The organism is Ralstonia sp. 1B3, assembly GCF_036631435.1.
In genome coordinates, this window is record NZ_JAPNUG010000012.1 from 24,982 (window position 1) to 43,582 (window position 18,601).

Genomic DNA, 18,601 nt, shown 5'->3' on the forward strand with positions numbered 1-18,601 from the left:
GGCAACGATACGGCTGACCGACCCAATTTGAATACGGTCTAGCCTCGAGTCAAAAACAACCGACTCAAATCGTTGTACAGGGCGAGCGAAGTGAGAAGCAGGATGCAGGCGACGCCGATCTTCTGAAGGACTGCTTGCCAGGATTCCGGCACGGGTCGGCCAGTCAAAAATTCCACGCAATAATACAGCAAATGCCCCCCATCCAATACCGGAACGGGCAATAAGTTCAGCACGCCGAGACTGACGCTGATCAACGCGAGAAAGCTCACAAACGTCTGCCAGCCAAGGCTTGCCGCCTTGCCCGCAAAGTCCGCCACCGTGATCGGCCCGCTCAGGTTCTGCAGCGATGCCTGACCGACGATCATCTTGCCGAGCACCTGCAGCGACAGCACCGAAGTCCGCCAGACCTCGCCCACGGCATGACGCAAGGCGGCGACCGGCTCGTCCCGGATCATCGCCGTTTCCACCTTCTGGTTGAGTTGTGCGCCCAGCTTGCCAATCTTGGGGCCCGTCGGGTTCTTGGGATCAGCGTCTGCATCCGGGCGAACGGGCAACGTCATGGGCTGATCGTTGCGCAGGATATCGATCGAGGCGTTCTGCTCGGGCATGGCGCGAATCTGACGGATGAGGTCCATCGCCTGATCGGCGGGCTGGCCCGCGAAGCGCACGATCTGGTCACCCGCCCGCAACCCCGCGCGTGCCGCGGCACTGCCCGGCAGGACGTCGACGATGGTGACGGGGCCGCCGAGCAGGCGCAAACCGATCTGGTCAATCACGTCGGCCTGCGGCGTACGGGCGGCACTCGGCAAGCCCTGCAGGCGGACGGTACGTTCGACTCCATCCGTGCCGCGCACTTGCACAAGCGCGTCGCGCCCGGCGATGCCAGCCGAGTACAAACGCATGCGGACATCGCTCCAACTGCGCACGGCGGCCGGCGCTTCGCCGTCCGTGCCGATCGCGATCACGCGGTCCCTTGCGCGCAGGTCGGCCTGCGCTGCGATGCTGCCCGGCGGCGGGGCGCCCAGAATAGGCACCGGCTCGATCGCACCCACCCATGCCAGCACTGCATAGAGCGCAATGGCCAGCAGGAAATTGGCGATCGGGCCCGCAGCGACGATGGCAAATCGCTTGTAAACCGGCTGGTGGTCGAACGTGCGCGGGAGATCTTCCGGGAGGATGGGCGGGTCTTTCTCCGGGTCTCGCGAGCCCTCGCCGAGCATCTTGACGTAGCCGCCCAGCGGAATGGCGCAGATGGTCCATTCGGTGTGGTCGGGCCCACGGCCGACACGGCGGAACAGCACCTTGCCGAAGCCAACGGAAAACCGGAGCACCTTGACGCCGCACAGGCGCGCGACGCTGTAGTGGCCCAGTTCGTGAATGACGATCAGTACCGCGATCGCAAAGACAAACGCTAAAACGGTCTGCAAAACCTTCTCCGGATGCACTGAAGGGCACGCGCGGGGCTGGCCCGCGCGAAGCCGCTATGTTACCCGCTTGCTCTGACGGGGCGCTTTCACGCGGCCGGCAGTTGCGCGCATACGGTCGCGATATAGCGCTCGGCCTGCTGACGCGCTTGGGCGTCGGCAGCAAAAACGGTGTCGAGCGAGTCGGCGGGCACGACAGACGTGCGGGCGAGCGTGTCGCCCACCACGGCAGCGATCTCTGTGAACCGGATGCGGCGCTGTAAAAATGCTTCGACAGCCACCTCGTTGGCCGCATTCAGCGCAGCAGGTGCCGTACCACCGGCGCGCAGCGCGTCGAAGGCCAGCGCCAGGCACGGGAAGCGGCGTAGATCTGGCGCCTCGAACGTCAGTGCGCCCGTGGTGACGAGATCGAGCAGCGGAACGCCAGCTTCAATGCGGTCGGGATAGGCCAAGCCGTAGGCAATCGGCGTGCGCATGTCTGGGTTGCCGAGCTGCGCCAGCACCGAGCCATCGTCGTAGCCAACCATCGAATGGATGACACTCTGCGGGTGGATCAGGACTTCGAGATGCTCGACCGGCACGCCGAACAGCCAGTACGCCTCGATCACCTCCAGCCCCTTGTTCATCATGGTGGCGGAATCGACTGAAATCTTGCGCCCCATCACCCAGTTCGGATGCGCGCAAGCCTGATCTGGCGTGACATCAGCAAGCGAATCGACGGCGCGCGTGCGGAACGGACCACCTGATGCCGTCAGCACGATGCGCGACACGCCGCGCCCAAACTGCGGAACTTGCTGCGGCAAGCATTGGAAGATGGCGTTGTGCTCGCTGTCGATCGGCAGCACGGTGGCACCATGCTGACGCACGGCGTCCATGAAGAGCGCGCCCGACATGACCAGCGCCTCCTTGTTGGCCAGCAGCACGCGCTTGCCGGCGCGCACAGCCGCGAGCGTCGGGCGCAACCCCGCTGCGCCGACGATGGCCGCCATCACGGCATCGCAGCCGGGGTGGCCCGCAGCCTCTTCCAATGCCTCGCTGCCGAAACGGATGTCGATGCCGGCGGCCGCCGCGCCCAGCTGGTCACGCAATGCATCCGCCGCGACCGCCGAACCAAGCACCGCCATCTTCGGGCGAAACTCGCGGCAGAGCACCGCGAGCTTGTCGGCCTGCGCGTTGGCGGTCAGCGCAAAAACGCTGTACTTGTCGGGATGACGGCGCACCACGTCGAGCGTGCTGTCGCCAATGGAGCCGGTGGCGCCAAGAACGGTCAAACGCATCATGTTCAGACGCCTCAGGAAATCAGCAGCGCAGCCAGCGGAAACACCGGCAGCAGCGCGTCGATACGATCGAGCACGCCGCCGTGGCCGGGCAACAGGCGGCTGCTGTCTTTCATGCCGACCTGACGCTTGAGCAGGGATTCAAACAAATCGCCACCCACGCTTGCCGCCACCAGCAGGATGGTCAGCACCAGGGCGACGACGGCGCCGCGCTGGTCGAACTGGTGCGAAAACCACGTCGGCGCAAACCAATGCGTGATGCCGGCCACGGTGGCGATCACGGCGACCAGCACGGCACCGCCGATCGCACCTTCCCACGACTTGCCAGGGCTGATGGTCGGCGCAAGCTTGCGGCGGCCAATGGCCTTGCCGACAAAATACGCGCCCACATCGGCCGCCCACACGAGCAACGCGACCGACAGCAGAAAGGCGACGCCGTGCGTGCGCAATTCAATGGCGCCATGCACAAACGCCGGCAGCATCACCAAGCCCAGCAGCGTGAAAACGACCCTGCGTGTGCCGTGCAACTCGCGCACGCCCCCGGCCAGCAGCGCCCAGGCGATCACCCAGGCGATGATTGCTCCGTGGAACAGCGGCTGCACATCGCCACGAACGGGAATGTCGTGCCAGGCGATCGTCAGCATGACGACAACAACGGCATAGAGAATCGGCCCCCACCAGCCGGGCAGGCGGACGAGACGCCCCCACTCCCACGCGGCGAGGGCTGCAAATACCGTCACCAACCCGGCCAGGCCGGCGGGCGGCGCGAAGAACAGAATGGGCAGGATGACAATCAGCAGGCAGACAGCGGTAATGACGCGAGTCAGCAGCATGTGTCAGGCTCCGGCGGATAGCGCGGGGGGAACGTCGGGCTCGAGCTGCGCGCTGGTGCGGCCAAAGCGGCGCTCGCGGTTGCGATACCACGCAAAGGCGCGATCGAGTTCTGCTGCATCGAAGTCGGGCCAATAGCGATCGGTGAAGTACAGCTCCGAATAGGCAAGCTGCCACAGTAAGAAGTTGCTGATGCGCTGCTCACCACCGGTGCGGATGAACAGATCGGGCTCCGGCGCGTAGGACAGTGCCATATACGGCGCCAGCATCTCTTCGGTAATGGCCTCAGGCGCAATGCCAGGCTGCGCCGCCAACAAGGCGCGCATGGCTTGCAGGATGTCCCAGCGCCCGCCGTAGTTGGCGAGGATCGTCACCGTCAGACCAGGGTTGGCAGCCGTCTTGGCCTCAGCCTCGCGAATCAAAAGCTGGATGCGCGGGCTGAACGCCGCCAGATCGCCCACCACGCGCAAGCGGATGCCGTTGTCGTGGAGCTTGCCCACTTCGCGGCGCAATGCCGTCATGAAGAGCTTCATGAGGAAGGTGACTTCCTCGGCCGGACGACGCCAGTTTTCGGAGCTGAAGGCAAACAGGGTCAGGTAACCGACGCCACGGCGTGCCGCGGCTTCAACGGTTGCGCGCACGGCATCGAGGCCGCGGCTATGCCCGGCCACGCGCGGCAGGTGCCGTTCGGTGGCCCAGCGGCCGTTGCCATCCATGATGACGGCAACGTGGCGCGGCGTGTCGGCGGTGTCTGGCACCGCCAGTGTGGAACTGATATGCATGAATCGGGCTTCCCGCCACCTGCGCCCAATGCGCCGGCGACGGGAGACGGCCTTACACCGTCATGATTTCCTTGTCTTTCTCGGCGACCAGTTTGTCGATTTCGGCGACGAACTTGTCGGTGAGCTTCTGGACTTCGTCACCACCGCGACGCTCGTCGTCTTCCGAGATGGCCTTGTCCTTCACCAGCTTCTTGAGCTGTTCATTGGCATCGCGACGCAGATTGCGCACGGCAACCTTGGCATCCTCGCCCTCGCCCTTCACGACCTTGGTCAGCTCCTTGCGGCGCTCTTCGGTCAGTGCGGGGGTCGGCACGCGAATGATGTCGCCCATCGTGGCAGGGTTCAGGCCGAGGTCCGCTTCACGGATGGCCTTCTCGACGGCTTGCACCATCTTCTTTTCCCACGGCTGCACGCCGATCGTGCGTGCGTCCACCAGCGTCACGTTGGCAACCTGGCTGATCGGCACCATCGAGCCGTAGTAGTCGACTTGCACGTGATCGAGCAGACCGGTGTGGGCACGGCCAGTGCGGATCTTGGCCAGATCCGCCTTGAGAGCCTCGATCGACTTCTGCATCTTCTGCTCGGCATTCTTTTTGACATCGGCGACGCTCATACTTCCTCCGAACGATAACGGCGGTCTGCCGAACTTGTGCCCCGGAACACGACACAGGGCACCGGCAAGACCAAAAAGACAATAGACGATTTTACATGGAAGCCGCTCGCCAACGCCATTCAAGCGGGGTCAGCGAACGGTAAAAAAGGCGCCTGCAACGAGGCTTGCCGGTGGCTTTAGACGTGCACCAGCGTGCCTTCGTCTTCACCCAGGATCACGCGCTTGAGCGCGCCGGGTTTCTGGATCGAGAAGACCTTGATCGGCAGCTTCTGGTCGCGGCACAGCGCGAAGGCGGTCGCATCCATCACCTGCAGGTTGCGCGAGATGGCTTCGTCGAACGTAATGGTGGTGTAGCGGGTGGCGCTCGGGTCTTTCTTCGGATCGGCGGTGTACACGCCATCGACCTTGGTGGCCTTGAGGACGATCTCGGCGCCGATTTCCGAGCCGCGCAGCGCAGCGGCGGTGTCGGTCGTGAAGAACGGGTTGCCGGTGCCGGCCGCAAAAATCACGATCTTGCCCTCTTCCAACTGGCGGATCGCACGGGGGCGGATGTACGGCTCGACCACCTGATCCAGACGCAATGCGGATTGCACGCGGCCTTCGAGGTTGGCGTGACGCATGGCGTCCTGCAGGGCCAGCGCGTTCATCATGGTGGCCAGCATGCCCATGTAGTCGGCCGTGGCGCGGTCCATGCCGGCCGCGCCGCCCGCGACACCGCGGAAGATGTTGCCGCCGCCGATCACCACTGCTACCTGCACGCCCAGCTTCACGATTTCAGCGATGTCGTTGACCATCCCTTCGATGGTGCTGCGATTGATGCCGAAGGCATCGTCGCCCATCAGGGCTTCGCCGGAAAGTTTGAGTAGAACGCGCTTATAGGCAGGCATGGAGATCCTCGTGACGATTCCTGGTACGGGAGACAGGAAAGGGGAAATGACGCTGCGGAGATGACAACGACGTGCAAAGCGGGGACTTCGCACATCCCGCAACCTTCTTGCGCGGAAGCCGTCGGGAAAATCCCCAACGATGCCCGCGCAAGCAGGCTGCACCTGCAAACAGGGCACCTTTCGGTGCCCTGTCTGTTTGGCATTATACGGCTGCGCCAACGGTGGAAACGCCCCCTGCCGGCCTGCGCCGGAAGGTGAATCGCCGCACCGTTGGAAACGGCCGCTGCAGCATTACGCCTGCTTGGCGGCGGCCACTTGGGCAGCCACTTCAGCAGCGAAGTCGTCTTGCTTCTTCTCGATGCCTTCGCCCACCACGTACAGCGTGAAAGCCTTCACGGTCGTGTTGGCCGCCTTGAGCATCTGCTCAACGGTCTGCTTGTCGTTCTTCACGAACGGCTGGTTCAGCAGCGAGACTTCCTTCAGGTACTTCTGCACGCTGCCTTCCACCATCTTGGCAACGATTTCAGCCGGCTTGCCCGATTCGGCAGCCTTCTGCTCAGCAACGCTGCGCTCCTTGGCAACCAGATCTGCGGGCACGTCGTCAGCCGACAGCGACACCGGCTTCATGGCGGCAACCTGCATGGCCGCATCCTTGGCCGCAACTTCGTCACCCTCGTACGCCACCATCACGCCGATGCGGGCGCCGTGCAGGTACGACGTCAGCTTGGTGCCGTCGAAACGCTGGAAGCGGCGGATCGTCATGTTTTCGCCGATCTTGCCGATCAGGCCCACGCGCACGTCTTCAACGGTCGGGCCGAAGCCGTCTTGCGACAGCGGCAGCGCGCCGACAGCGGCAACGTCAGCCGGGTTGTTCTTGGCGATCAGTGCAGCCACCGAGTTGGCGAAGGCCAGGAACGAATCGTTCTTCGAGACGAAGTCGGTTTCGCAGTTGATTTCGACCAGCGCGCCGGTCGTGCCTTCCACTGCAGCCGCCACCACGCCTTCAGCGGTGACGCGCGAGGCGGCCTTGCCTGCCTTGTTGCCCAGCTTCACACGCAGGATTTCTTCGGCCTTTTCCAGGTTGCCTTCGGCTTCGGTCAGGGCCTTCTTGCATTCCATCATCGGCGCATCGGTCTTCGCGCGCAGTTCTGCCACCATGCTTGCGGTAATTGCCGCCATTTCATGCTCCTTGTTTCAGATCGTCGTCCGGTCGCGCGCTGAAAGGTCTTTGCGTCTTCGCTGCACGCCGGCCTGTCGTCCGGTTTCCATCCGGTCGCCCCACGAGATACGACGCGTGTGGGACATCCGCATGACAAATTAAAAAAAGGGGCGTTTATTACGCGCCCCTGTCTGGCCTTCACCTCGGATGCACCGCCTTCGCAGAACATCACCGATATGGCCTGACGCGCTTCCCGCTCGGCAATGCGGCGGGCGCGCGCCTTCTTGTGTATTAGCCTTCTTGGACTTCGACGAAGTCGTCGCCGCCGCGAGCGGCTTCAACCACTTCCTGGACCGCGTTTGCGCGGCCTTCCAGGATCGCGTCGGCCACGCCGCGCACGTACAGCGCAACAGCCTTGCTCGAGTCGTCGTTACCCGGGATGACGTAGTCGATGCCTTCCGGCGAGTGGTTCGTGTCGACCACGCCGATCACCGGAATACCCAGCTTCGCAGCTTCGGTCACGGCAATCTTGTGGTAGCCAACGTCCACCACGAAGATGGCGTCCGGAATGCCGCCCATGTCCTTGATGCCGCCAATGGACTTCACCAGCTTGTCCATTTCGCGTTCGAACATCAGCGCTTCCTTCTTGCTCATGGTTTCGGTCGCGCCGGCTTCCTTGGCGACTTCCATGTCCTTCAGGCGCTTGATCGAGGTCTTGACCGTCTTGAAGTTGGTCAGCATGCCGCCGAGCCAGCGGCTGTCGACGAACGGCATACCTGCGCGAGCCGCTTCTTCAGCCAGGATCTCACGCGATTGACGCTTCGTGCCGACGAACAGAATGGTGCCCCGGTTGGCTGCCAGCTGGCGCACATACTTCAGTGCGTCCTGGTACATCGGCAGCGTCTTTTCCAGGTTGATGATGTGAATCTTGTTGCGATGGCCGAAGATGTAGGGGGCCATCTTGGGGTTCCAGAAGCGAGTTTGGTGGCCAAAGTGGACACCGGCTTCCAGCATTTCGCGCATGGTCACGGACATGAAATTCTCCAGTCGGGTTAGGTCTAAAGCCGCCTCAGACATTTTTCGCATGCGTTACGAAAAACACCCGCGGTGAAGCGGCTCGCGATTTCAAGCGCCACCGGCCACACGACCGGCAACTGCTTAGCCGGCGATTATAGCGGCAAAAAGCCAATCGACTCAATACCTTCCGAGCATTCGCGGCAAACGGGCCGAGGCTGGCGCGCAGCGCCCGAAAACCCCGGCCGGCGTGCTTTGGTGCGATAATTCATGCTTTAGCCACGACGCGGCGCTTTGCGCTTGCGTGCAGAAAGAGTCACAGCATGGCCGTTACCATTCACACCGCCGAAGACATTGCGCACATGCGCGTGGCCTGCCGGCTTGCGTCGGAAGTCCTGGATTACATCACCCCATTCGTCGTGCCCGGCGTGACCACGGGCAAGCTGGACCAGCTCTGCCACGCTTACATGCGTGACGTGCAAGGCACCGTGCCGGCGCCTCTGAACTATGCCCCGCCGGGCTATCCGCCATTCCCGGCATCGATCTGCACGTCGGTCAACGATGTGATCTGCCACGGCATTCCCGGCGACAAGGTGCTCAAGAGCGGCGACATCGTCAACCTCGACATCACCGTCATCACCAAGGAAGGCTATTACGGCGATACCAGCCGCACCTTCGTTGTGGGCGAAGGGTCGATTCTGGCCAAGCGCCTGACGCAGGTGACGTTCGAATGCATGTGGAAGGGCATTGCCGCAGTGCGCCCGGGGCCCGCCTCGGCGACATCGGCCACGTGATCCAGCAGCACGCCGAAGCCGCCGGTTACAGCGTGGTGCGCGAATATTGCGGCCACGGCATCGGCAAGAAATTCCACGAAGATCCGCAGATCCTGCATTACGGCCGCCCCGGTACCGGGATGGAGCTGAAGGCCGGCATGATCTTCACGATCGAACCGATGATCAACGCAGGTAAGCGCGACATCCGCACGATGCCCGACCAGTGGACCGTCAAGACGCGCGATCGCAGCCTGTCGGCGCAGTGGGAACACACGCTTCTGGTGACGGAAACCGGCTACGAAGTGCTGACTGTATCGGCATTGACGCCGCCGGCACCCGAATTCGTACACGAAGGCGCGCCGGCCACGGCCTGATCATCGCGGGCGAGCCGCGCCGCTAGCGGCAGCACCGTCACGCTGATCTCGCCCCACACCGGCTCAACACCAGCAGCGACCGGCTCGTTCCGGTCGCTGTTTCATTCACGCTCCACTCATGCCCTCCGCTGCCGCCGCCCCTGCCGAAGAAGTCCAACCGCGCGACGCCCTGAAAGCTGAGCGCGCGCAGCTGTTCGCGCAGTTCGACCAGCACGCCAATGTTCAGCAGCTCGTGACCAAGCTGGCACGCGCGGTGGACCGTGCGCTGGTGCGGCTCTGGCGGGAAGAGCAGATGCCAGCCGACTGCGCGTTGGTTGCCGTGGGCGGCTACGGGCGCGGCGAGCTGTTCCCGTATTCCGACGTCGACATCCTGCTCTTGCTGCCGGGCTCCGCAGACAAGGCATTGGAGGCTCGGCTGGAAGCCTTCATCGGCCGCTGCTGGGACATGGGGCTGGACATCGGCTCGTCGGTGCGCACGGTCGACGAGTGCATCAACGAAGCGGCACAGGACGTCACGGTACGCACATCGCTGCTGGAAGCGCGTCTACTGACCGGCGACGAAGGCTTGTACCGCACGTTCGAGACGCACTATCAGGGCCATCTGCACGCGGCCGACTTCTTCCAGTCGAAACTGCTGGAGATGCGTCAGCGGCATGCCAAGTACCAGGACACGCCCTACTCGCTCGAACCGAACTGCAAGGAAAGCCCTGGCGGTCTGCGCGACCTGCAAGTCATTCTGTGGATGACGCGCGCGGCCGGCTTCGGTTCGAGCTGGAACGAGCTGCTTGCCAACGGCCTGCTGACGCGCCGTGAAGCGCAGGAGCTGGCAAGCAATGAGCGCTTGCTCAAAACCGTCCGCGCGCGTCTGCACCTGCTGGCCGGGCGGCGGCAGGACGTGTTGGTGTTCGACCTGCAGACGCAACTGGCCGAGTCGTTCGGTTACCGCCCCACCACCGCCAAGCGCGCGAGCGAACAGCTCATGCGCCGCTATTACTGGGTCGCCAAGGCCGTCACGCAGCTCAATACCGTGGTGCTGCAGAACATCGAGGCGCGTTTGTTCCCGAGCGAGCTCGGTATCACGCGGCGGATCAACGATCGCTTTGTCGAGCGACAAGGCATGCTCGAGATTGCCGACGCCGATCTCTACCAGCGCGAGCCGACGGCGATCCTGGAAACCTTCCTGCTGTACGAGCAGACGCGCGGCATCAAGGGATTGGCAGCCAGCACGATGCGCGCGCTCTACAACGCGCGGACGTTGATGGACGCCAAATGGCGCAAGGATCCGGCCAATCGCGCGCTGTTCCTGTCGATCCTGCAGCAGCCCCAGGGCATCACGCACGCGCTGCGCCTGATGAACCAGACCAGCGTACTCGGCCGCTACCTGGTCAATTTCCGCCGCATTGTCGGGCAGATGCAGCACGACCTGTTCCACGTCTACACGGTGGATCAGCACATCCTGATGGTGGTGCGCAACATCCGACGCTTCTCCATCGTCGAGCACACGCACGAGTTCCCGTTCTGCAGCCAGTTGATGGCGAACTTCGACAAGCCGTGGGTGCTGACCGTGGCGGCGCTGTTCCATGACATTGCGAAGGGACGCGGCGGTGACCACTCCGTGCTCGGCATGTCCGACGCACGCCGCTTCTGCAAGGAACACGGCATCGCCAAGGAAGACGCAGACCTGATCGTCTGGCTGGTCGAGCATCACCTGACCATGAGCCAGGTCGCCCAGAAGCAGGACCTCGGCGATCCGGAAGTCATCCGCCATTTCGCCGATCTGGTCGGCACCGAACGTCGGCTGACCGCGCTGTATCTGCTCACCGTTGCCGACATCCGCGGGACCAGCCCGAAAGTCTGGAACGCCTGGAAGGGCAAGCTGCTGGAAGACCTGTATCGCATGACGCTGCGTGTGCTGGGCGGCGCCACCGCCGACCCGCACGCGGTGCTCGAAGGCCGCAAGGAAGAAGCGCGCGCTGCTGCGCCTGGCCGCACTCGACGACACCGCGCACGAGGCGTTGTGGAAACAGCTCGACGTTGGCGTGTTCCTGCGTCACGACGCGCGCGACATTGCCTGGTTCACGCGGCACTTCTACAACCGCGTCGACACGACAATCCCGATCGTGCGTGCGCGCATTTCGCCGGCGGGCGTTGGCCTGCAGGTGGCGGTGTATTCGCCGGATCGGCCCGATCTTTTTGCGCGCATCTGCGGCTACTTCGAGCGCAAGAGCCTCACGATTCTGGACGCCAAGATTCACACCACCAAACACGGCTACGCGCTCGACACCTTCCAGGTGGCCGACCCCAGCAGCGGCCTGGTGGAGCCCGGCCATTACCGCGACATCATCACGCTGGTCGAACACGAACTGGCCGAGCAGATCTCGCGCGAAACCGCCCTGCCCGAGCCGCCGCGTGGGCGCATCTCGCGCCAGTCGCGCAGCTTCCCGATCAAGCCGCGCGTCGACCTGCGTGCCGACGAGCGCGGCCAGTATTACCTGCTCTCCATTTCTGCGACAGACCGCACCGGTCTGCTCTACGCCATTGCCCGCGTGCTCGCACACCGTCGCGTGTCGGTGCACACCGCGCGCATCAACACGCTCGGCGAGCGCGTGGAAGACATCTTCCTGGTCGACGGCACTCGCCTGACCCAGGACAACAAACTGCAGCTCGAGCTTGAAAGCGAGCTGCTCGATGCGCTCGCCATCTGAGCGCCAGCCTTACCGGTCTAGATTCATGACTACCGATTCCGATGATTTTCCGGGCGACGACGACAAGCGCCGCGCCAGCGACCCGACGCAGCGCGCCACGCGCCCGGGCAAGCGCACCACGCTCGGCGTGCGCCGCGATGACGAAGGCAATGCCGTGCGTTCGACCGGCAAGCCGCTGCGCTCGTCCGACCTGAACCGCGAGCGCCAGCCGCTGCGCCCATCGCAACGCCGCCCCAAGCCGGAAGAAGGCGCCGGCAAGCCTGCGCGCCCGGCACGCCCGCCCCGCCGCGACGACGATGGCCAGACGCGCGACGCCAAGCCGCGCCGCATGCAAGGCGAGCGCCCGCCGCGACGCTTTGACGACGAGCGCCCGCCGCGCCGATTCAACGACGAGCAACGACCGCCCCGCCGCTCTGACGATGAGCGTCCGCCGCGTCGCTTCGAAGATCGCCCGCCTCGCCGGTTCGACGATGAACGTCCGCCGCGCAAGTTCGGCGACGACCAACGGCCGCCCCGTCGATTCGACGACGAGCGCCCGCGCCGCTATGGCGACGATCAACGCGCACCGCGCCGCGATGGCGACCAGCGTCCTCCACGGCGCTTTGACGATCAGAGCCCGCCTCGTCGATTCGACGATGAGCAACGGGCACCGCGTCGTTTCGACGACGAACGTCCTCCGCGACGGTTCGAGGATCGCCCGCCTCGCCGGTTCGACGACGAGCGTCCTCCGCGTCGATTCGACAACGAACGCCCGCCGCGCAAGTTCGGCGACGACCAACGGCCGCCACGTCGCTTCGATGACGAGCGCCCGCGCCGCTATGGCGACGATCAACGCGCGCCGCGTCGTGATGGCGACCAGCGTCCTCCGAGGCGCTTTGACGATGAGCGCCCGCCGCGCCGGTACGGTGACGACCAACGCCCGCCACGTCGATTCGACGACGAGCAGCGGCCGCCGCGCCGCTATGGCGATGACCGCGCACCGCGTCGTTTCGATGACGAACGCCCTCCGCGTCGTTTTGACAACGACCGTCCGCCGCGCCGCTTTGAAGACCGTCCGACGCGTCCGCAACGGCCCGAGCGCGAGCGTGAGGAGCGGGCCCCGCGTCATGCCGAGGAGCAGGCGCCGCGCCAGGCCGCGCAAACCGAATCGAGCGGACTGGTCCGTCTGTCCAAACGCATGTCCGAACTGGGTCTGTGCTCACGCCGCGAGGCTGATGAATGGATTCCGCGCGGCTGGGTATTGGTGGACGGCGAGCCCGTCACCGAGCTGGGTTCGCGCGTCAAGCCGGATGCGGTCATCGAAATCCACCAGGCAGCGCGTTCGGAGCAAGGCGAGCGCGTAACCGTGCTGATGCACAAGCCGGTCGGCTATGTGTCGGGCCAGGCGGAAGATGGCTATCAGCCGGCGGTGTCGCTGTTCGTGCCGGAAAACCAATGGGAAGGTGACCCTACACGCAAGCGCTTCGCGCCGTGGCAGCGTCGGGCGTTGGCGCCGGCCGGTCGGCTGGATATCGACTCCACAGGCCTGCTGGTGTTGACGCAGGACGGACGCGTGGCACGCCACCTGATCGGCGAGGATTCGACGGTCGAGAAGGAATACCTGGTGCGCGTGGTGTGGCATTCGCCGAACGGCGTGGTGGAGCGCGACATTTCCAAGGTCTTCCCCGAAGAGCTGATGGAAAAGCTGCGCTTTGGCCTGTCGCTCGACGGCGAAGCATTGAAGCCCGCGAAGGTGAGCTGGCAGAACGAAGAGCAGCTGCGCTTCGTGCTGCGTGAAGGCAAGAAGCGCCAGATCCGCCGCATGTGCGAACAGGTGGGACTGGAAGTGGTGGGCCTGAAGCGCATCCGCATGGGCAGCATCGTGCTGGGCGACCTGCCGGTCGGCCAGTGGCGGTTCCTGGGGCCGTTCGAGAAGTTCTGAGGCGCCTGTGCCCCAAAGAAAAACCGGTCAGCGCGCAATACGCTGACCGGTTTTTATGCCCGTCGCCTGAGTCAGAGACGCGGAGCCTGACAGGCTGCCCCGGTGGTGTTGGCCGATGCGGGCATGCCAAACACGGCTTGCGCGCCGCAACGCGAGCCGAACATCTTCGCCTGGTCGTGGCCTACGGCCACCACTTCGTGCGCCTGGTGGTTGACGCGCTTGCGCCCCGCCATGTGGTGTTCGTAGCGCCAGTAGTTGCGCGCGCGGTCCAGGCGCGTCGGGCCTTCGGCCTCGGCACCGCACAGCTTGTCGAGCACGCGGTGGTTCGGATCGTTGTCGTTCGTGCCGGCCAGGTAGGTCACGTGGCGCTGCGCGTATCGGTTGAACAACTGGCGGCCGGTCTTGCCGGCGGCATACGGCACCATGTCGACCATGCCGTACTTGTAATGGTCATAGTCTGGGCAGACGCTGGTGCTGTAGCGCGCAAAGCCCTTGCCGCGCGGGCGCTCCGGCGTGAAATACAGATATGACGAGGGATTGGCGACGACGTAGCGCAGGTCGATGCCGCGCTTGCGGATGGCCTCGTCCACGTTGTTGAGCACAGCGTAGCGCTGCACGATCTGGCCGCCGCCCGAATGGCCTGCCACCGTCACGCGCTTGACGTTGGGCGCACGCGCCGGGTCGGTCACGTAGCCGATCAGGTCGTCGAGCACCTTGAGCGAACTCAGGTCCGTGTACGGCGCGTTGGTGGCGTTGAAGCCGCCGATCCAACCATCCACGGACCACACCGGCATGCCGTCGAAACCCTTGCCTTCATCGGGCGTGCCGGGAAAGTTCGGGGCGATCAGCAGGACTTCCTCGGGATTGCGGCCGCTCGCCTGAAGCAGATCGGCCCCAGCGGTGTAGTAGTCGTTGCCGTTGCGCTGCAGGCCGTGCTGCACGAACACGACTTCGCGGATGCCGCGCAGGTCGCCATCAAGCGGATGGTTGGCGTAGACAGGGAAATCGTAGGCCATAGCATCCGCGCCCAGATGCACGCGTTGCCAGACCGGCCCCTGAGGCTTCTGGGCAACCGGTGCGGCCGCCGTCGTTTCGGGCGCCTGCGGCCCGCGCACGCAGCCAACCCCAGCATCGCCGTCATGGCGACCCCAAGCGCCAGCCCGCGCCAGCCCCTCAAACCATCGCGCTTCATATCGTCTCCGTGGTGGATGAAACACGCGCCTACCCGCCCCCGCAGGTGCGACGCTCCCGCAGTCGCGATCAGTCGTCGTGATTGGCGGGCAATTCCGGGAACAGCACTTCGGTAAAGCCGAAACGGGTGAAATCCTTCACGCGCATGGGGTACAGCACGCCCTGCAGGTGATCGCATTCGTGCTGCACGACGCGGGCGTGGAAGCCCTCAGCAATGCGGTCGATGGCGTGGCCGTGCTGGTCGAAGCCGGTATAGCGCAGGCGTGTATGGCGCGGCACGACGCCACGCAGGCCGGGCACCGAGAGGCAACCCTCCCAGCCGTCTTCCATCTCGTCCGACAGCGGCTCGATAGTGGGGTTGATCAACACGGTCTTCGGCACGGCCGGTGCATCCGGATACCGATCGTTGCGATCGAACCCGAAGATGACGACCTGGAGGTCCACACCGATCTGCGGCGCGGCCAAGCCTGCACCGCGCGCCGCATCCATGGTGTCGAACATGTCTTCGATCAGGGCAGTCAGCTCGGGCGTGTGAAAGCGCTCGACCCGCTTGGCCACCCGCAGCAGCCGGCTGTCGCCCATCTTGAGGATGTTTCGGATCATGACTGGTCTCCCGCCGGATTTTTTAACAGCGCGAGCATACCCGCTTCGTCCAGAACCTTCACGTTCAATTCCTGGGCTTTGGCGAGCTTGCTGCCGGCGTCTTCTCCGGCGACAACGAAGTCGGTCTTCTTCGACACCGAACCCGACACCTTGGCGCCGGCCGCTTCCAGCATGGCCTTCGCTTCGTCACGCGTGAGGTTCGGCAAAGTGCCGGTCAACACGACGGTCTTGCCGGCCAGCAGGCCTTCTTCGGCGGCTTGGGCGGGCATGGTGGCGAGCAACTCGTCGCGCAACGCGTCGAGCTTCGTCAATTGCGCGCGATGGTCGTGCGAGGCGAGCCATTCGAGCAGCGACGCAGCCACATCCGCCGGCAGGCCAGCCAACTGCTCGGGTCCCACGCTCGCCAGCTGGGCAAGCGTTGGCGCTGCCACGGCCAGTTGCTTCGCACGCGTGGCTGTCAGCTTGGGCACGCCGAGCGTGGCGTACAGCTCCGCCGGCTCCAGCTTCTCGCGCAGCTTCGCGTTGGGCGCGTGCTCGCCTTGCGGCGCGACACCGGCTTCGAGCAATGCATCCAGTGCCTGCTGATTCTTCGGCTCGGCAAAGAAGTCGGCGATGGCCTCAGCCACCGTGGCGCCCACGTCGGGCAGCGCGAGCAGCAGCGGCGCGGGTGCGCGCCGGATGATGGCCAGGCTGCCGAGCCAGTCCGCGAGTGTCTTGGCGGTCGACTCGCCCACGTGGCGAATGCCCAGCGCAAAAAGGAAGCGCGCCAGCGGCGGCGTCTTGCTGGCCTGGATGCCCTCGAGCAGGTTCTCGGCCCACTTGGTGGCGATCTTGCCGGCGGAAACCGTCTCGGGCGTCACGCCATCACGCTCATCCGCGCGGCGCTTCATCTCCAGGAAGTCTTCGAGCTTGAGCTTGTACAGATCGGCGATGCCGTGCACGTAATCCAGCTCGACGAGGTTGTCGATGTAACGCTCGCCCAGGCCTTCGATGTCCATCATGCGGCGGCCGGCAAAGTGGCGGATCGCCTCTTTGCGCTGCGCCGAGCAGAACAGACCGCCCGAGCAACGGGCCACCGCCTCGCCCTCTTCGCGCACGACATGCGAGCCGCACACCGGGCACGTCTTCGGCAGTTCGAACGGCGGGTACTTCGGCTGCTGCTTCGGATCGAACAAGTCACTGCCCGGCACGTCGTCCATCGGGCGGCGGTCGAGCACCACGCTCACCACCTCGGGGATCACGTCACCGGCGCGCCGGACGATCACGGTGTCGCCAACGCGAACGTCCTTGCGGCGCACTTCGTCTTCGTTGTGCAGCGTGGCGTTGGTGACCGTCACCCCGCCAACAAACACCGGCACCAGCCGCGCTACCGGCGTGATGGCGCCCGTGCGGCCAACCTGCACGCCGATCGACTCCACCGTGGTCAGCGCTTCCTGCGCCGGATATTTGTGCGCGACCGCCCAGCGCGGCTCACGCGTGCGAAAGCCGAGTTCGCGTTGCAGCGCGAGTGAGTTGACCTTGTAGACCACGCCATCGATGTCGAACGGCAAGCTGTCGCGCTTGGCACCGATGGCGTCATGAAACTCGACCAGCCCGTGTCCGCCCTTCACTGCAGCGCGTTCCGTGCTGACCGGAAAACCAAACGCCTGCAGCGCGTCGAGCATGCCGGAATGCGTATCGGGCATGCCCTTCCAGCCGACCACCTCGCCCAGCCCATAGGCGAAGAACGACAGCGGGCGCTCGGCAGCCATCTTCGGATCGAGCTGGCGCACAGCGCCGGCCGCGGTGTTGCGCGGATTGACGAAGGTCTTGTCGCCGCGCTCGCGCTGCCGTGCGTTGAGCTTTTCGAAGTCGTCACGGCGCATGTAGACCTCGCCGCGCACTTCCAGCACGTCCGGCACATGACCATCAACGGGCGACAGGCCCAGCGGAATCTGGCGGATCGTGCGGATGTTCTGCGTGACGTCTTCGCCCGTGGTGCCGTCGCCGCGCGTGGCCGCCTGCACGAGATAACCGCGCTCGTAGCGCAGGCTGATGGCCAGGCCGTCGAACTTCAGCTCGGCGGCATATTCGACGGGCGGGTCCGTGTCGTCGAGACCCAGTTCGCGGCGTACGCTCGCATCAAAGGCGCGCGCGCCGTTGGCGGTGGTGTCGGTCTCGGTGCGGATCGACAGCATGGGAATGACATGCCTGACCGCCGCAAACTCGGGCAGGACGGCCCCGCCGACCCGCAGCGTGGGCGAGTCGGGCGTCTTCAGCTCGGGATGTTCCGCTTCCAGCGCTTCCAGCTCACGATAGAGCCGGTCGTATTCAGCGTCGGGCACGCTGGGCTGGTCGAGCACGTAGTACTCGTGGGCGTAGCGGTTCAGCTCGGCGCGCAGCCAAGCTGCCCGCGCCTCGGGCGTGGCACCGGACGCGGGTTCTGCAATCTTGCGCATCGTGCGTCCGTCAGTGGCTGAACAAGCGCACCGCGGTGCTGGAACCGGCCGGGATGCCGCGCGATTCAAGCTTGTCGTACAGCACCCGCAGGTGCTTCTGGATGGCGACGAACGATTGCTCCGTCAGCGGACGCAGGTTGTCATCCACCACCTGTGCGCCCATGCGCTGCGACAGGGTGTAGGCGTATTCGCACACCAGCTTGAACGGCTTGCTCGCCTCTTCCGCCACCGGCACATCGAGCAACAGCGTGATCTGACGACCCGCCTTGACGGTCAGGTCATCGCGCAGGAAATTGGTGTCGCCAAACTGCAGGGTGAACAGCGCGCTGCACACCATCGGCACCGGCGTGGAAGCGCGTGAAGCGCGTGCCGTCGCGCGAGAGGACCAGCCCGTCTTGCGTAGCCACCGTCTGCACATACGCTGCCGACCACGGCGCCCCGTCGGAGATCACGCTCACGCCCAGTTGCACGTCGCACTCGGCGGCAAACGCGTCGAGTTCGCGCGCGTTGGAAATCGTCTCGTTCATGTCCGGCAGTTCCGGCACGGCATCGGCCGCTTCCGACAGCGGATCGATGGCGTTGATGAATTCCGAGAACTCCAGCGCATTC

The 18,601-nt window shown here is 64.8% G+C and carries 12 protein-coding genes and 4 pseudogenes; 3 read left to right on the top strand and 13 right to left on the bottom strand.

Annotated features, from left to right (window positions below):
• Positions 1–38: 38 nt before the first annotated feature.
• From rseP to rpsB, 8 genes are all read right to left on the bottom strand, one after another.
• Positions 39–1,427 carry an RIP metalloprotease RseP gene (gene rseP / locus OWR21_RS03445; RefSeq protein WP_316876178.1) on the bottom strand — a complete coding sequence of 463 codons (1,389 nt, stop codon included), beginning with the start codon at positions 1,425–1,427 and terminating at the stop codon, positions 39–41.
• Between the two features lie 86 nt (positions 1,428–1,513).
• The gene (gene ispC / locus OWR21_RS03450) at positions 1,514–2,704 is read right to left on the bottom strand and encodes a 1-deoxy-D-xylulose-5-phosphate reductoisomerase (RefSeq protein WP_332394615.1); all 1,191 of its coding nucleotides are present in this window, start codon (positions 2,702–2,704) and stop codon (positions 1,514–1,516) included.
• Between the two features lie 11 nt (positions 2,705–2,715).
• Positions 2,716–3,534, bottom strand: coding sequence for a phosphatidate cytidylyltransferase (locus OWR21_RS03455; protein WP_332394616.1), 819 nt, complete (start codon positions 3,532–3,534; stop codon positions 2,716–2,718).
• A 3-nt stretch (positions 3,535–3,537) separates the two neighbouring features.
• Complete coding sequence (gene uppS, locus OWR21_RS03460; RefSeq protein WP_147218392.1) at positions 3,538–4,314, bottom strand: polyprenyl diphosphate synthase; 777 nt, start codon at positions 4,312–4,314, stop codon at positions 3,538–3,540.
• A gap of 52 nt (positions 4,315–4,366) precedes the next feature.
• Positions 4,367–4,927, bottom strand: coding sequence for a ribosome recycling factor (gene frr, locus OWR21_RS03465; RefSeq protein ID WP_147218394.1), 561 nt, complete (start codon positions 4,925–4,927; stop codon positions 4,367–4,369).
• A 176-nt stretch (positions 4,928–5,103) separates the two neighbouring features.
• Complete coding sequence (gene pyrH, locus OWR21_RS03470; protein ID WP_009238238.1) at positions 5,104–5,814, bottom strand: UMP kinase; 711 nt, start codon at positions 5,812–5,814, stop codon at positions 5,104–5,106.
• 291 nt (positions 5,815–6,105) lie between these two features.
• Positions 6,106–6,993, bottom strand: coding sequence for a translation elongation factor Ts (gene tsf, locus OWR21_RS03475; protein ID WP_332394617.1), 888 nt, complete (start codon positions 6,991–6,993; stop codon positions 6,106–6,108).
• Between the two features lie 271 nt (positions 6,994–7,264).
• Positions 7,265–8,008, bottom strand: coding sequence for a 30S ribosomal protein S2 (rpsB, locus tag OWR21_RS03480; RefSeq protein ID WP_009238240.1), 744 nt, complete (start codon positions 8,006–8,008; stop codon positions 7,265–7,267).
• Between the two features lie 302 nt (positions 8,009–8,310).
• On the opposite strand from rpsB, the pseudogene map reads away from it, so the two are divergent.
• Positions 8,311–9,134, top strand: a pseudogene (gene map / locus OWR21_RS03485) (type I methionyl aminopeptidase).
• Positions 9,135–9,171: 37 nt separating this feature from the next.
• On the opposite strand, the gene OWR21_RS03490 reads toward map, so the two are convergent.
• Positions 9,172–9,348, bottom strand: coding sequence for a hypothetical protein (locus OWR21_RS03490; protein WP_332394621.1), 177 nt, complete (start codon positions 9,346–9,348; stop codon positions 9,172–9,174).
• Here OWR21_RS03490 and OWR21_RS03495 point away from each other — a divergent pair.
• Positions 9,325–11,839 (top strand): annotated as a pseudogene (locus tag OWR21_RS03495) ([protein-PII] uridylyltransferase). The gene OWR21_RS03490 and the pseudogene OWR21_RS03495 sit on opposite strands and share 24 nt — an antisense overlap.
• Positions 11,823–13,760: a pseudouridine synthase gene (locus tag OWR21_RS03500; RefSeq protein WP_332394618.1), complete on the top strand. Its 1,938-nt coding sequence runs from the start codon at positions 11,823–11,825 to the stop codon at positions 13,758–13,760. The pseudogene OWR21_RS03495 and the gene OWR21_RS03500 overlap by 17 nt, the downstream one beginning before the upstream one ends.
• Before the next feature lie 71 nt (positions 13,761–13,831).
• Here OWR21_RS03500 and OWR21_RS03505 read toward each other — a convergent pair.
• The 4 genes and pseudogenes from OWR21_RS03505 to OWR21_RS03520 all read right to left on the bottom strand — a co-directional run.
• Positions 13,832–14,952 (bottom strand): annotated as a pseudogene (locus OWR21_RS03505) (alpha/beta fold hydrolase).
• A gap of 68 nt (positions 14,953–15,020) precedes the next feature.
• Positions 15,021–15,554: a peptide deformylase gene (gene def / locus OWR21_RS03510; protein WP_147219019.1), complete on the bottom strand. Its 534-nt coding sequence runs from the start codon at positions 15,552–15,554 to the stop codon at positions 15,021–15,023.
• The gene (gene ligA / locus OWR21_RS03515) at positions 15,551–17,992 is read right to left on the bottom strand and encodes an NAD-dependent DNA ligase LigA (protein ID WP_332394619.1); all 2,442 of its coding nucleotides are present in this window, start codon (positions 17,990–17,992) and stop codon (positions 15,551–15,553) included. The genes def and ligA overlap by 4 nt, the downstream gene beginning before the upstream one ends.
• A gap of 10 nt (positions 17,993–18,002) precedes the next feature.
• A pseudogene (locus OWR21_RS03520) lies at positions 18,003–18,601 on the bottom strand (cell division protein ZipA C-terminal FtsZ-binding domain-containing protein); the annotation flags it as partial.